The 13,499-nt window shown below is 71.6% G+C and carries 12 protein-coding genes; 9 read left to right on the forward strand and 3 right to left on the reverse strand.

Annotation, left to right across the window (positions count from 1 at the left end):
• Nucleotides 1–43 precede the first annotated feature (43 nt).
• The 8 genes from DFR74_RS07320 (at nucleotide 44) to DFR74_RS07355 (ending at nucleotide 9,272) form a co-directional block, all read left to right on the forward strand.
• The gene (locus tag DFR74_RS07320) at nucleotides 44–931 is read left to right on the forward strand and encodes a LysR family transcriptional regulator (RefSeq protein WP_067501778.1); all 888 of its coding nucleotides are present in this window, start codon (nucleotides 44–46) and stop codon (nucleotides 929–931) included.
• A 205-nt stretch (nucleotides 932–1,136) separates the two neighbouring features.
• Nucleotides 1,137–2,081, forward strand: a complete 945-nt coding sequence (locus DFR74_RS07325; RefSeq protein WP_067501775.1) for a coiled-coil domain-containing protein — start codon at nucleotides 1,137–1,139, stop codon at nucleotides 2,079–2,081.
• Between the two features lie 9 nt (nucleotides 2,082–2,090).
• Nucleotides 2,091–2,714: a maltokinase N-terminal cap-like domain-containing protein gene (locus tag DFR74_RS07330; RefSeq protein WP_067501772.1), complete on the forward strand. Its 624-nt coding sequence runs from the start codon at nucleotides 2,091–2,093 to the stop codon at nucleotides 2,712–2,714.
• A 104-nt stretch (nucleotides 2,715–2,818) separates the two neighbouring features.
• Nucleotides 2,819–3,412 (forward strand): HdeD family acid-resistance protein, encoded by a 594-nt coding sequence (locus tag DFR74_RS07335; RefSeq protein WP_067501769.1) that lies wholly within the window; start codon nucleotides 2,819–2,821, stop codon nucleotides 3,410–3,412.
• 37 nt (nucleotides 3,413–3,449) lie between these two features.
• A complete protein-coding gene (locus tag DFR74_RS07340) occupies nucleotides 3,450–4,904 on the forward strand; it encodes a S8 family serine peptidase (protein WP_084537216.1) in 1,455 nt (484 codons plus the stop codon).
• A 301-nt stretch (nucleotides 4,905–5,205) separates the two neighbouring features.
• Nucleotides 5,206–7,104: a three-helix bundle dimerization domain-containing protein gene (locus DFR74_RS36600; RefSeq protein WP_198161645.1), complete on the forward strand. Its 1,899-nt coding sequence runs from the start codon at nucleotides 5,206–5,208 to the stop codon at nucleotides 7,102–7,104.
• Nucleotides 7,105–7,185: 81 nt separating this feature from the next.
• Entirely contained in the window at nucleotides 7,186–7,935 is a 750-nt protein-coding gene (locus tag DFR74_RS07350) for a hypothetical protein (RefSeq protein WP_067501762.1), read from the forward strand.
• Between the two features lie 122 nt (nucleotides 7,936–8,057).
• Nucleotides 8,058–9,272, forward strand: a complete 1,215-nt coding sequence (locus DFR74_RS07355) for a DUF418 domain-containing protein (RefSeq protein ID WP_067501759.1) — start codon at nucleotides 8,058–8,060, stop codon at nucleotides 9,270–9,272.
• 530 nt (nucleotides 9,273–9,802) lie between these two features.
• Here the strand turns inward: DFR74_RS07355 and DFR74_RS07360 are convergent.
• Nucleotides 9,803–10,750 (reverse strand): phosphotransferase, encoded by a 948-nt coding sequence (locus tag DFR74_RS07360; protein ID WP_067501757.1) that lies wholly within the window; start codon nucleotides 10,748–10,750, stop codon nucleotides 9,803–9,805.
• Between the two features lie 23 nt (nucleotides 10,751–10,773).
• Complete coding sequence (locus DFR74_RS07365) at nucleotides 10,774–11,475, reverse strand: GntR family transcriptional regulator (RefSeq protein WP_232331582.1); 702 nt, start codon at nucleotides 11,473–11,475, stop codon at nucleotides 10,774–10,776.
• 111 nt (nucleotides 11,476–11,586) lie between these two features.
• Between DFR74_RS07365 and DFR74_RS07370 the strand changes: the two genes are divergently transcribed.
• Entirely contained in the window at nucleotides 11,587–13,122 is a 1,536-nt protein-coding gene (locus DFR74_RS07370) for an ABC transporter ATP-binding protein (protein ID WP_067502145.1), read from the forward strand.
• A 163-nt stretch (nucleotides 13,123–13,285) separates the two neighbouring features.
• On the opposite strand, the gene DFR74_RS07375 is transcribed toward DFR74_RS07370, so the two are convergent.
• Complete coding sequence (locus tag DFR74_RS07375; RefSeq protein ID WP_067501751.1) at nucleotides 13,286–13,477, reverse strand: hypothetical protein; 192 nt, start codon at nucleotides 13,475–13,477, stop codon at nucleotides 13,286–13,288.
• Nucleotides 13,478–13,499 lie beyond the last annotated feature (22 nt).

The raw sequence follows: 13,499 nt of genomic DNA on the forward strand, positions 1-13,499 counted from the left end.
ACACATGTTTGTCACCGTATCAATCGTGATTCATGATTGATCGGTGGAACTCCAGCAACTGCGCTATGTCGTCGCCGTCGCCGAGACGAACAATTTCACCCGCGCCGCCGAACGCTGCCTGGTGGTGCAGTCCGCGCTCAGTCACCAGATCGCCCGCCTGGAGCGCGAACTCGGCGCGCGGCTGTTCGAACGCACCAGCCGTCGCGTCCGGCTCACGCCGGCCGGCGAGGCGTTCCTCCCCGCCGCCCGGCAGTGCCTGGACGCTGCCGACCGCGCGGTCGCCGAGGTCGCCGCGGCCCTCGGCGAGGTGCGCGGGCGTCTGGCCGTCGGGGTGATCCCCACCGTCGCCGCCGTCGACATCCCCTCCGCGCTGCGGGATTTCCGCGCGCGGTATCCGGACGTGCGGGTGAGTCTGCGCGTCGGCGCCAGCGAAGAACTCGCCGTCCAGGTCGAGGACGGCGCCCTCGATGTCGCGTTCCTCGGCCTGCCGCCCACCGCGCGACCACGCGGCGTCGCCGTCCACGAACTCCTGCGCGATCGGCTCATCGCCATCGTCGCCCCGGACCACCCGCTCGCCGGGGAATCCTCCGTCGACATCCGTCGCTTCGCTACCGAGGTCTTCGTGGACTTCCCGGCAGGATCGGCGGGCCGGGCCCAATCCGACCTGGCGTTCGCGGCCGCCGGCATCGACCGGGAGGTGGCGTTCGAGGTGACCAGCCCGGGTTTCATCGTCCGGCTCGTCCAGCAGAACCTGGGCGTGGCGATGCTGCCGTCGGCGTGGTCACCGCAGCCCAGCGGTGTGGTGCGGCTCGACGTCACCGACGCCCCCGCCCGCGTCGAGTACGTCGTGTGGAGCCGCTCGGGCGGCACACCGGCGGCGACCGCGTTCCTGGCGGCGCTGGGGATCGAGGCGGCGCCGGACCTGTCGTGACGGTGAACGCCCCGCGCGTCCCGCTACGATTCACCGGGTGTCGAGCGTATGCAGCTACCCGGGATGCACCAGGCCCATCACGCGCGGGGGAGGGCCCGGTCGTCCGTCGGAGTACTGCGACCATCCCGAGCACACGCGGTGGCGGGCGTGGCGGGAAAGGCAACGGCAGCAACAGGAGTCGCAGGCACCCGCGGGTTCCGTCACTGTGACGCCCGCGGGTCCGGTGACGGTGGCGCGGGCGCGCGCCGACGAGCTGCTGGTCCAGTTCCGCGGGCTGGCCGAACAACTCTCGGCGAATCTGAACGCCGCGGTCGCCGAACTGTCCACGCTCGCCGACCCTTCCGTCGCCGAGGCCCAGGTGCAGGCCGTGCAGGCCGACGCCGCGCGCCGCATCGCCGAAGCCGAGATGACCGCCGTCGCGGCGGAACAGGCGCGCCGCGACGCCGAAGAGTCCAGGGCGGCCGCCGAATCCGCCGCCGAGGACGCGACCCTCGCCGCAGAGCGCGCCGAAGCGCTGGTCGCCGAGGCGAATACGGCCCGCGAGGACGCGTTGCGGGAAGTGGAGCACGTCACGAAGCAGGCCGCCGACGACGTGTTCGCCGCCCGCAGCGCCGCCGAAGCCGAAGTCCGCGCGGCGCGCAAGGAGGCCGCCGACGATATCGAGCGGGCGCGGCAGCAGGCCACCGAGGACGTGGAGAAGGCGCGCCGCAAAGCCGCTGCCGAGATCGAACAGGTCCGTACCGACGCCGCCCAGCGCATCACCGCCGCGAGCGCCGAACGCGACCTGGCCGTGCAGCGCGCCGCCGACGCCGAACGCGCCATCGAACGCGCCGAACAGGTCGCCACCGAACGCACCGAGGCGCTCGCCGAGACCCGCGCCGAACTCGCGCGCCTGCGCGCCGAACTCGACAGCACGCGAAGCGAACTCGCCGAATTGCGCCGCACCGCCGCGGCCGAGGCGGTCACCCGGCGCGCGGAGGCGGCGGCCGCGCTCGACCGGGCCCGCTCCGAAGCCGCCGAACGCATCGCCGCGCTCGACGACGCCCGCGCCCAAGTCCTCGCGCGCGCCGAACGTGCCGAACAACAGCTCGACCGGTTGCTCGCCGAGAGCGACACGGCGCGACCGGTATTCACCGGCGAGAGCGGATAGGGTGCGGAGATGGCTGTCATCCATCGCACCACCATGACGCCCAGCAAACCGGAACTGCTCGCGCGCTGGCTACCCGCGCGACCCTGGTTCCGCGGCGGCGCGACGCCGGTCCTCGCCAGGGCGGGCGGGTTCCGGTTGGACGATCCGGCGGGGGAGGTCGGCATCGAGTTCGTGTTCGTCACGGACACGTCGAGTGGCGAACCCGTCACCTACAACCTGCCCATGGCCTATCGCGGCGTACCGCGTGACGGTGGCGCGGATTCACTCATCGGCACGTCCGAGCACGGTGTGCTCGGCACACGATGGATCTACGACGGCACGCGCGACCCGGTGGTGGTCGCGGTGCTGGCCGACCTGCTCGCGGGACGCGCGGTGCCGCAGGCGCAGAACGAGAGTGACGCACCCGACCCGACGGTGACCGTCACCGATCCCTTGCCGATCCCCGCGCCGACGGAATTCACCGTCACCGACGATGCCGACTCGACCGTGATCACCACACCGCACGCGTCGTTGACGCTGCCCCGAGTACTGCGCGCCTCCGAGCCGTCGGGAACGGTCGTGCACGCCCCTTGGCGGACAGGCGAAATGACCACTGAGCGCGGCGTCGTGCTCGTGGCACACGCTGCCGGGTAGCACGACACGCCGCCCCGCACCGCCTGACCGGCCGGATGTGACCCTCTTCGCAGAAATGTGGCTAACCAACGGTTAACTATGTGGTTCGGTCATATCATGTGCCTATGCCCGGAAACGAAGGTGAGGGGCGTGTCGAATCACGGGTCCGTGGGGGACGGGAAGTGGTTCTGGTCGCGGGTCTGTGCTCGATCGCCCTCGGCGTGCTGATGGCGGTGTGGCCGGAGAAGTCCGTGCCCACCATGGAATTGCTGTTCGGCCTGTACCTGCTGATGAGCGGGGCCGCGCAGATGTGGCTCGCGTTCGGCGCGAAATTCGCGGTGCCGCTGCGCCTGCTGATCGCGGTGAGCGCGATGCTGTCGATCGTGATGGCCGTGCTCTGCCTGCGCGGCGGCAATTCCGTGCCGCTGCTGGCGATGTGGGTCGGACTGAGCCTGACGGTGCGCGGCGTCGTGCACGCCACCGTCGCCGCCTGGGACGACGGCCTCGCCGCGGGCGGGCGTCACGAACTGTTCGGCCTGTTCAGCATGGTGGCAGGCATCGTGGCGATCATGGTGCCGCTGGAGCGGCTGGAGACCCTCGGTTTCGTCATCGGCGGCGGACTGGTGGTGCTGGGCGCGCTGGAGATGCTGTTCGGCCGGGTCCGCGTGCGGGCGGTGACGCTGCCGGACACGCCACGGGTGGCGGTGCCGCCCAACTGAACTGGCGGGTCGCGCGCGCAGCGGGTTCACTGTCTCTATGGCACCCACGGATCAGCGGCGCAGCACCCCACGGCCCCCGGCGGCCGGTCCGACCACGTCACCGGCCGAACTGGTGGTGGTGACGCACGGCGAGTCGCGGCCCATCGGCCCGATCGCATTGCGCGAGAACGCCGCGGGTGAATCGCATCTGGCCACGCTGCTGCCCGCCGGTGCGCGTCTCGCGCGCGTCTTCGGCCCGGCCAACCGGCTGCCCGGCCGCCTGCGCGGCACCGATCAGGAGGACGTCGGCGCCGACTACCTCAACTATTTCTGCGTGCAGGGCGTCGCCGACCACCTCGATGCGATAGCCGACACGTTGCTCCACGACGACGCGGTCGCCGCCGCTTACGTCAAACCGCCCGCCGAACCACCCCTCGCCCCGTTGTCGGCGCCCACCCGGTCCGAGGCCGACACGCCCCCGGCCACCCCGAATTTCGAAGCCCGCCAAGGCTATCTGGACGATGCGCCCAACGGCATCGGCGCCCGCTGGGCATGGACGAAACCCGGCGGGCGCGGCACCGGCGTGCGGGTGATCGATATCGAGGGGGCGTGGCGGTTCACCCACGAAGATCTCACCCAGAACCAGGGCGGCGTGATCGGCGGGCAGACCGACGATCCGGGCTGGCGCGACCACGGCACCGCGGTGGCCGGTGAGATCAGCGGCGACGTGAACGCTTACGGCATCACCGGGATCGCGCCCGAGGCCAATATCCGCGCGGTGTCGGTGTTCGACAACGGATCGGCCGCCGCCATCCGCACCGCCGCCGACGCGCTGTCGGCGGGCGACATCATCCTGCTCGAACTGCACCGTCCCGGCCCGCGCCGCAACTACCGCGCCCGGCCCGACCAACTCGGCTACATCGCGATCGAGTGGTGGCCCGACGATTTCGCCGCCATCCGCTACGCCGTCGCGCGCGGCGTGATCGTCGTGGAGGCGGCGGGCAACGGCGCCGAGGACCTCGATGCCGCCCTCTACGACCTGCGGCCCACCGGTTTTCCCGAGAGCTGGCGCAACCCGTTCCGCGGCGGCGCCGACGATTCCGGCGCCATCCTCGTCGGCGCGGGCGCGCCACCGCCGGGCACGCACGGCCGCGATCACGGACCGGCCCGATCGCGTCTGGACTTCTCCAACTACGGATCCCGCGTCGACGCGCAGGGCTGGGGCCGGGAGGTCACCACCACCGGCTACGGCGACCTCCAGGGCGGCAGCGACGAGGACTACTGGTACACCGACGAATTCAGCGGCACCTCCAGCGCGTCCCCGATCGTCGTCGGCGCGATCGCCGCCTACCAAGGCATCACCGGCACCCGGCAGACGCCGTCGGTGATCCGCGATCGGCTGCGTGCCACCGGTTCCCCGCAGACCGCCGCGCCGGGACGTCCGGCCACACAGCGGATCGGGGCGCTGCCCGATATCGCCGCGCTGGTGGGTGAACACGAAGGTACTGGGTGATGTCTCGCGGTGGAGGCGGGATTGAACTCTGGGCGTTGCCGAGTGGGGAGGGGTTCGCGTCGCGATGGATCGTTCCTAGGCGGGATGTCGGGCTGCGGCAGGGCTTTGAGCAGGGGCGATAGGGGAGTGCGCGGTCCGTCGGGGTGACGGCCGGAAGGGGTTCGCGCGCACCCGAATCGGCAGGTGATGCGGGTTCGCGCCGAGTGTCGGCATGCCCGGAATGCCGGTATGGTTTCGGCGCGCGCGGCCCGGGTGTGGGTGGCGCGCGAGCCCGATCGAGCCGTGACACCGAGGAGATTTGGTGGCTGTCGACACCACCCGTGAAGAACAGGCCATGCGCCGGTTGACCGACAGCCTGGTCGCCACCTACACCCCCGCGCATACCCCCGAACACGTCGAGGCCGTGATCGACGGCGCGCACGCCCGCTTCGCCGACAGCCCCGTGCGCGAGTTCGTGCCGGTCCTGGTCGAGCGGATCGCGCGCGGGACCTTGGAAACCGGGGAGCCCGCCGCCGAGCCGGAGGAGGTGACCGAACGGATCAGCCTCGGCACCTCGGCGATCGATGCCGACACGCACAGCGCGCCAGAGCCGGATCCCTCGGACGAGCCGACCCGCGTGCTGGTGCCCGGCGGGAACGGTGCCCGGTCCGAAAGCGTGGGAGACGCCGGGGACGGGTCGCCGGAATCCGGGGCCGCGGAGGCGGGTGAGTCCGAGTCGACCGCTGCGTCACGTCCGGGTGCGGACGGTGCGGAGACGGCGCGGTTCGACCAGGTGGCGAGCGGCCCGGTCGCGGCCGGCGCTGTAGTGGCCGCTGCGGGGAACGGTGTCGCCCGACCCGGTGCGGCCGAGGGAAGCACGACAGTCGACCCGGCGGCGGAGTCCGCCCGACCCGGCGAGCCCGCGGAGTCCGCCGAGGACCCTGCCGGAACCGATTCGCGCGCCGAGGGTTCGGAGACCGGCGCTCCGGGCGCCCCCGGCCAGACAAACGCTGGCGAGGTCGAATCCGGAACGGCGTCCGCCCTTTCCAGCGAACCCGAGAACCGCGGCTCCAATCGTCGCGACACAACCCGCCCCGGTCCGAAGCACGGCGTGGTCGGCGCCAACCCGCTCACCAAACGCTCCCTCGCCCTGATCGGGGGCGCGCTGGCGGTGGTCGCGGTCGTGATCGCTGTGCTCGTCCTGCGCCAGCCCGGCGCGGAGCCCGCCGCCGGACCCGCCGCCGAGCCGGTCATCACCCTGCGCGGGCTCGTCGGCTCGGAAAAGATGGCGTTCTTCGCCGATCCGCGCGTGGCCGAGGCGCTGGCGGCACACGGCCTGGCCGTCGACGCCACTCCGGCCGGGTCGCGCGAGATGAGCGGTACCGCGCTGGACGGCTACGGGTTCGCGTTCCCCGCCAGCGCGCCCGCCGCCGAACGGATCCTGCGCGAGCGCGGCCTCACCGCCAAGCACACGCCGTTCTCCTCGCCCATGGCGATCGCGACCTTCCGGCCGATCGCCGACCTGCTCACCGCCGCCGGTGTGCTGCGCCCCGGCCCGGCGCCCACCTTCGACATGGCGCGCTACCTCGAGCTGGCCGGACGCAACACCGAATGGGCGCACCTGCCCGCCAACACCACCTACCCGGTGCGCAAGAACATCCTGGTCTCCACCACCGATCCGCGCACGTCCAACTCGGCCGCCATGTACCTGGCCATCGCCGCGTTCGTCGCCAATGACCACGCGAACGTGCAGGGGCCCGAGGCCGAGCAGCGGGTACTGCCGCTGATGGCGCGCCTGTTCACCGGGCAGGGGTTCGCGGAGAACTCCAGCGCGGGGCCCTTCGAGCAGTACCTGTCGGGAGGCATGGGTCCCTCGCCGCTGGTGATGATCTACGAAGCGCAGTTCATCGAGGCCGCCGCCGACGGACGCATCACGCCCGACATGGTCCTGACCTACCCGTCACCGACGATCCTGTCCACGCACACCCTGGTCCCGCTGGACGAAGCGGGCGACCGGCTCGGACGCCTGCTCTCCACCGACCCGGAACTGCGCCGCCTGGCGGCCGAACACGGCTTCCGCACCGGCGACACCGCCGAGTTCGCCCGCGTCGCCGCTGCCCAGGGTGTGGCCGCGCCCGCCGACCTGATCGACGTGATCGACCCGCCCACCCTCGAGACGCAGGACCGGCTGCTCGACGGAGTCACCCGGACCCTGAACTGATAGCCGAAATGTTGCGTTCCGGCCGCCGGTGACGATCACCCCCGTATGAGAGGGATCGTCACCGGCCGCTAGGAGCCACGCATGTTCGGACTGCACACCCACGATCGCGCCCGGCCGCCCGCCGCGTCCACCACCACCGTCGCGCCCGCGATGGTGGTGTTCGGCACCGGTACCGACTGCTACCTCTCGCACCTCCCGTCGTTCGAACCGCCCTCCGACGTGCAGGCGATCGTGTCGGTCGACCTGGACGAACGCGGACGCGGCGCGCTCGGCGCCGATCTGCGCGTCGGTTACCTCGGCAATCACACCTTCGTCGGGGACGGTTTCGTGCCCGCCGACCTCGACCCAGCATCCGAACGGCCCGTGACCGAGTTGCGCGGCACCCTGTTCCGCGGTGACCCGCGCCGGGGATGTCCGATGATCGCCACGGGTGTGCTGGCGACCGTGCGGTCGGTGGTCTTCGCCGCCCGGCTGGAGCCGTTCGGACTCGCGGGACGGCCCACCCACCTGTGCTTCGGGCGGCCGGGCCACTGGTACCTGGCGCATCGGATCGGGCGGCGGCCCAGTTTCGACCAGATCGCGGCGGTCCGGCGGGTGCCGGGCGGAGTCACCGATCTGCTCGGCGAACCGCGCTCGGACGAGGTGTTCGCCGGCGGTTTCGCGGTGGCGCAGCCGGTGATCCTCGGGCAGCGCGAATTCCACGGGCAGCGGTTGCGCACCGGGGAAGTGGTGGTCGCGGCGTTCCGGGCCGACGCGGACGGGCAGCGCGGTCTGCTCGCCGAGTTCGAGGTCGAGCGGCAGATCCATCTGGAAGTCGGCGATCTGAGCTGACGGATCACTCTTTTCGGCTACGCGGGCTACCTCTCGAGGAGTACACACGCACGTGCACGCGGTGCGCGAAATAGCTCCGGTGGGGGACGCGGCGGCGCGGCGGGCGTCGTTACGGTCGGTCCATGTCCGAATCCGCGCTGCCCGCAGCCACTTCCGCCGGTCGACGGATCGACGAGCTCGACATGCTGCGCGGGTTCGCGCTGTTCGGCATCCTCGTCACCAACGTCATCGTGGCCACCTCGCTCTGGTCCTTCCAGGGGACCCGCGAGCATCCGGTGCCCACCTTCCAGGGGCCGATCGACAACGCGGTGATCGGTGTGGTCGACGCCCTGTTCTCCGGGCGGTTCTACCTGCTGTTCGCGTTCCTGTTCGGCTACTCGTTCACCTTGCAGATCGCGGCCGCGCAGCGCGCGGGCGCGTCGGCCGACGCGCGACTGCTGCGCCGGTGCGCGGCCCTGCTTGCGGTCGGGCTCGCACACGTGTTCTTCCTGTGGGTGGGCGACATCCTCACGCTGTACGCGGTGCTGTGCCTGCTGCTCATCACGATGCGCAAGATGCGGCCGCGCACCGCCGTGATCACCGGTGCGGTGCTGTACGCGGTGTGGTCGCTGTGGGGGTTCGCGTCCGACACCGGCTCCGATGTGAAGGGGTTCGGCGAGATCATGGACCTGCCCGCGATCGGTGACCGATACCTGGGTAGCTTCATCGACACCCTGCAGATCCAGCTCGAGGTCGCGCCGCTGTTCCTGCTGCTGATCTGGTTCACCCAGGGCGTCACCAGCCTCGCCATGTTCCTGCTGGGCATGGCGGCGGGCAAACGCGGACTGTTCGAGGACCGGGAGACGACCGACCGGCTCGCCCCGCGGGTGCTCGTCCTCGGTCTCGGCGTCGGTCTGCCCGTCTCGGTGATCACCTTCGCCGACAAGGTCGACTGGCTCGACGCCCCCGGATTCTGGTTCGGGATCCAGCAACTCGTGAACCCGCTCATGACGTTCGCCTACATCGCGGGCATCATCCTGCTGGCGCGTGCGGCGCGCACCGCGGCGGCCACCGCCTGGCTCGCCCCCGCCGGCCGCATGGCGGCCACCAACTACATCGGCCAGTCCGTCGTCCTGATGGTCCTCTACACCGGCTACGGCTTCGCCCTCGCCGACACCATCCCACCCGCAGGCGTCCTAGCCCTCGCCCTCCTCACCTACGCCACCCAACTCCTCCTCAGCGCCTGGTGGTTGACCCGCCACCGCTACGGCCCCATCGAATGGCTTCTCCGCGCCGCCACCTACCTCCAACGGCCGCCATGGCGCACACCCGCACCCGCCCACGCGAGGAAAGAGTGAGAGAGCAGCGATTCAGCGTTTCCGGCCCGAACCACACCGCGACTCGATCCGCAGGCTGGGCGGGTCCGGTTCGCGAGCGAGGGGATGTGGTGCCCGACTACCCTCGGTATCGGCACCACCGCCGGCATCGCGGGGCAAACGGTCTGGTTGGTCGCGGCGTTACGGCGCAACGGCTTCCGATGGAGTTGGCGGGTGCGCCCCGTGCCGTACACGTGGCGTCCCGTGCGATCGGGGATACCGGTCCTGGGCTGGCTCCTGGGATACGCGGTGATCAGCCAGATCGGCGTCGTCGTCGGCCGGGTCGACGACGACGCCGCCCGGCTGATCGGCCTGGCGGTAGCCTGCTCGGCGTTCGGGCTCGCTCCGTTCGCCGGTGATGTTGCAGATGCGAGTGTTCTACGCCTACAACGACACCCGCACACCGACGGCGATCAACATCGTCATGGTGGTGACGAAGGTGGCCACGCTCGCGACGGCGGCGACCGTCCTGCCGGATCAGGCCGTCGTGCGCGGGGCCACGACCCGGCGGCTCAGCGCACCCCACCGGCGAACGGCATGGCCCGCCATTGGTCGAGGGCGGGTTTCACGTACTCGATGATCGCCGGGAGCTGCGGCGCGAGGGTGAGCACGGCGATCGCGCGGAGCATGCCGACCGCGTTGGCGAAGCCGAGGACATCCTCGCGCAGCGTGCGCAGTCCGCGGTGTTCGGCGCCACGGTTGTAGGCCGCTTCGAGCTCGGGACCCAGCCCCGCGAGATCCCACTCGACGGGACCCAGCGTCACCAGCTCGAAATCGGAGAAGCGATACCCGTCCACACCCTGAAACACGTTGGCGGGCGGGGAATCACCGTGGATCGGTTGGAGATCGACGCCCGGGAAAGCGTTCTCGAACGCGGCGCGCGAGCGCACGAGCGGCTCCAGGATCTGCCACTCGCGACGCGCCCGATCCAGATCGTCCGCACCGATGAGGTCGGGGAAATCCGCCAGCGCCGCAAGGCTTTCCGTGACGAACTCGGGCTCGGCCGAGGATAGGAACGTCAGCGGACCCGGATACTGGCGCAGGGCGGCGTGCAGTTCGGCGGTGAGGTCGGAATTGGCCGTGTAGTCGGGCGTCACAGTGCGATCCTCGGCGACGAACTCCCAGAACGTCATCGAGAACCCGCCGCGCCGCACGGGTTCCCGCGGCACGAGCGAACTGGGCGGGATCACGGGCGTGCCCCGCTCGGCGAGCCACCGCGCCACCGCCAACTCGGCCCGCTGACGCCGCGCCAGCGCCGCCGGATCCGTGGACGGCGGCAGCACGGTCGGGATCCGCGCCACCACGGGCGCGGGCGCGAGATGCACGACGACGGAGAACACGTCGTGCAGCACCGCCGCCTCGGTGACCTCGAGCCCCAGTTCACGCCCCGCGCCGACGGCGGCGTCCACCGCGGCGGCGGTGCGGCGGGCGAGGTCCTCGGGGCTCGGGAAGGTGGTCATCGGGTGATCGTGCCACGCCGGCCTCAGCCTTTGCGGGTGCGACGCCGGCCACTGGCCAGCAGCACCGGGTCGAACTCGGGGTCCGACCAGGATTCGGCCAGCGCGACGCTCAGCTCGCGCCCGGCCGTGACGTGGGTGAACGCGCACGCGGCCGCGCCCTCGGCATCACCGGCCGCGATCAGGTCGAACAGGTGCTCGTGCTCGGAGCACTGCTCACCCGGATCGCGCGACGCCGTGAGGTGGAACAACCACTCCGTGCGCGCGGCCAGCGGCGCCGTCAGCGTGGTGAGCAGGGGATTGGCCGCCATCTCGATGATCTCCGCGTGAAAGGCCGCGTTCGCCGCCGCGATGCGCGGACGGTCACCAGCCGCCGTCGCCGCGCGCGCCTCGTCCAGTCGCCGCGCGAGCGCCGACACCCCGACCGCGGTCGCGCGCTGGGCGGCCAGCCGAGCCGCCAGTGATTCGAGTGCTTCCCGGACGTCGAAGAGATCGGCGACGTCGGCGGGGGAGAAGGTGGCGACCAGCGCGCCCTTGGACGGGACCAGCAGCACCAGTCCGTCGGCGGCCAGCATGCGCAGCGCCTCCCGCAGCGGAATCCGTGAGACCTCCAGGTCGGCGGCCAGATCCCGCTCCACGAGCCGGGTCCCAGGGCGCAGGTCCACCTCGACGATACGGCGCTTGAGGGTCTGGTAGGCGCGGTCGCGCAGGGAGGCGGGAGCGGTCACGGGATTCCACATTAGCCACCTCCGCGACGGGTTTTCGTGGCCGAAACACGGACGGAATCCGTCCGCCACACCGGCAGGGCAACTTAACGGTATACCAATAAGGAGGTGCTCGTGGTCGCTGCCCTGGAGCTGACCGGCGTCGGCAAGACCTACGGCGCGGTGCGCGCGCTGGCCGGCGTCGACCTGACCGCGCACACCGGTGAAGTGCACTGCGTGCTGGGCGAGAACGGCGCGGGCAAATCCACGCTGTGCAACCTGGTCTACGGCGGCGCGACCCTGGACGAAGGGAGCATGCGCCTGCGCGGCCGCCCCTACGCGCCGCGCCGCCCCGCCGACGCGCTGCGTGCGGGAATCGCCATGGTGCATCAGCATTTCAGCCTGGTCCCGAACCTCACCGTCGCGGAGAACCTGTTGCTCGGCGAGGGCCTGCGGCTGCGCCTGCCGCGCCGCGAACTCGCCGCCCGCGCCGCCGCGCTCGGTGACCGCTACGGCTTGCGCGTCGATCTCGACGCCCGCGCGGGCGCGCTCGGCGTGGGGGAGCGCCAGCGGGTCGAGATCGTGAAATGCCTGCTGCGCGAACCGGAACTGCTGCTGCTGGACGAGCCGACCGCCGTGCTCGCGCCCGCCGAGGTGGACGCGCTGCTCGACACCTGCCGCCGCATCGCTGCCGACGATCGCGCCGTCGTGCTGGTCACCCACAAACTCGGCGAGATCGAGCGGGCCGGCGATCGCGCGACGGTATTGCGCGGCGGCCGGGTGACGGGATCGGGCCCGCTGCGCGAACTCGGCCGGAACACGCTGGTGGAGTTGATGATCGGACGCGAGGCGGGCGCGCTGGACTCGGCGCTCACCACCGGCGTGGTCACTGCCCGAGCGCCGCGCGCGATGCCGAAAGGCGAACCGGTGCTGCGCATCTCCGGCCTCCGGCTGGATCGCGGCGACGGCGGCCGCGCCCTCGACGACCTGGATCTGACCTTGCGACCGGGGGAGATCACCGGCATCGCGGGCGTCGAGGGCAACGGGCAGAGCGAACTCGTCGTGGTACTCGGCGGCGCGCGACGCCCCGGCGGCGGCAGCATCACCCTCGACGGCGTCGACATCACGCACGCCCCTCCGGCCCGGCGCACCGCGCGCGGACTCGGTGTCATCCCGGAGGACCGGCACCACGAGGGCTGCATCCCCGCCATGAGCGTCGCCGAAAACCTCTATCTGGGCAGGCTTTCCGACTTTCGCCGCCGCGGTCTGCTCGACCGGCGCGCCCTGCGCACCGCCGCCGCCCGCACGATCGAACACCACGGCATCACCGCGCCCGGCCCCCGCGCGCCGATGCGCACGCTCTCCGGCGGCAACCAGCAGAAGGTGGTGGTCGCGCGCGAACTCGCGCTCGATCCGCTGCGCTGCCTCGTTGCCGCGCACCCCACGCGCGGACTGGATCTCGGCGCGGTGGACAGTGTGCTGCGCCGTCTGCGCGCCGCGGCGGCGTCCGGTGCGGCGGTGCTGGTCATCTCCCACGAAGTGCCGGAGCTGTTGACCCTCTGCGACCGCATCCTTGTCGCCTATCGCGGCCGCCTGCACGGCCCGGTCGATCCCACCGACCCCGGCGCGCCCGACATCATCGCCCACCTCATGCTGGGCACCGCGTCATGAGCACAGAGCGCGCGGCTCGGGCGAGCACAGCGCGGCGGACACCGGGCAGGGGTCTCCAGATGCGGCGGCCGTCCAGCCGTGCCACACAGGCCCGCGCATACCCGGCGGACGATCCATCCCCGCCGCTAGAGGGCATCGCCTCGGTCTGGGCGTCGGCGAGCACCTACTGGGAATCCGGCGCCCACAACCCGGCCAGGGTGGCGAAGCGCTCGGTCCACTCCGCCGGCGCGCGCCCACCGCTCAGCTCGCGCGGGATCTCCACCGCCTCGGCGTGCTCAGCCCTCGACCCGAAGTACCACGAATTCCTGTGGCGCTCCGGCCAATTGCCATCCAGCGAGACACCTCCCGCAGACACCCCAGTACGCCCTGACACGTTC

The organism is Nocardia puris (genome assembly GCF_003315035.1).
Lineage (GTDB): Bacteria > Actinomycetota > Actinomycetes > Mycobacteriales > Mycobacteriaceae > Nocardia > Nocardia puris.

Excerpts from the sequence above, each read along its gene's own strand:
- DFR74_RS07350 (WP_067501762.1), top strand. The coding sequence starts at position 7,186 with ATGTTCGGACTGCACACCCACGATCGCGCCCGGCCGCCCGCCGCGTCC.
- DFR74_RS07330 (WP_067501772.1), top strand. The coding sequence starts at position 2,091 with ATGGCTGTCATCCATCGCACCACCATGACGCCCAGCAAACCGGAACTG.
- DFR74_RS07340 (WP_084537216.1), top strand. The coding sequence starts at position 3,450 with ATGGCACCCACGGATCAGCGGCGCAGCACCCCACGGCCCCCGGCGGCC.
- DFR74_RS07335 (WP_067501769.1), top strand. The coding sequence starts at position 2,819 with ATGCCCGGAAACGAAGGTGAGGGGCGTGTCGAATCACGGGTCCGTGGG.
- DFR74_RS07360 (WP_067501757.1), bottom strand. The coding sequence starts at position 10,750 with ATGACCACCTTCCCGAGCCCCGAGGACCTCGCCCGCCGCACCGCCGCC.
- DFR74_RS07355 (WP_067501759.1), top strand. The coding sequence starts at position 8,058 with ATGTCCGAATCCGCGCTGCCCGCAGCCACTTCCGCCGGTCGACGGATC.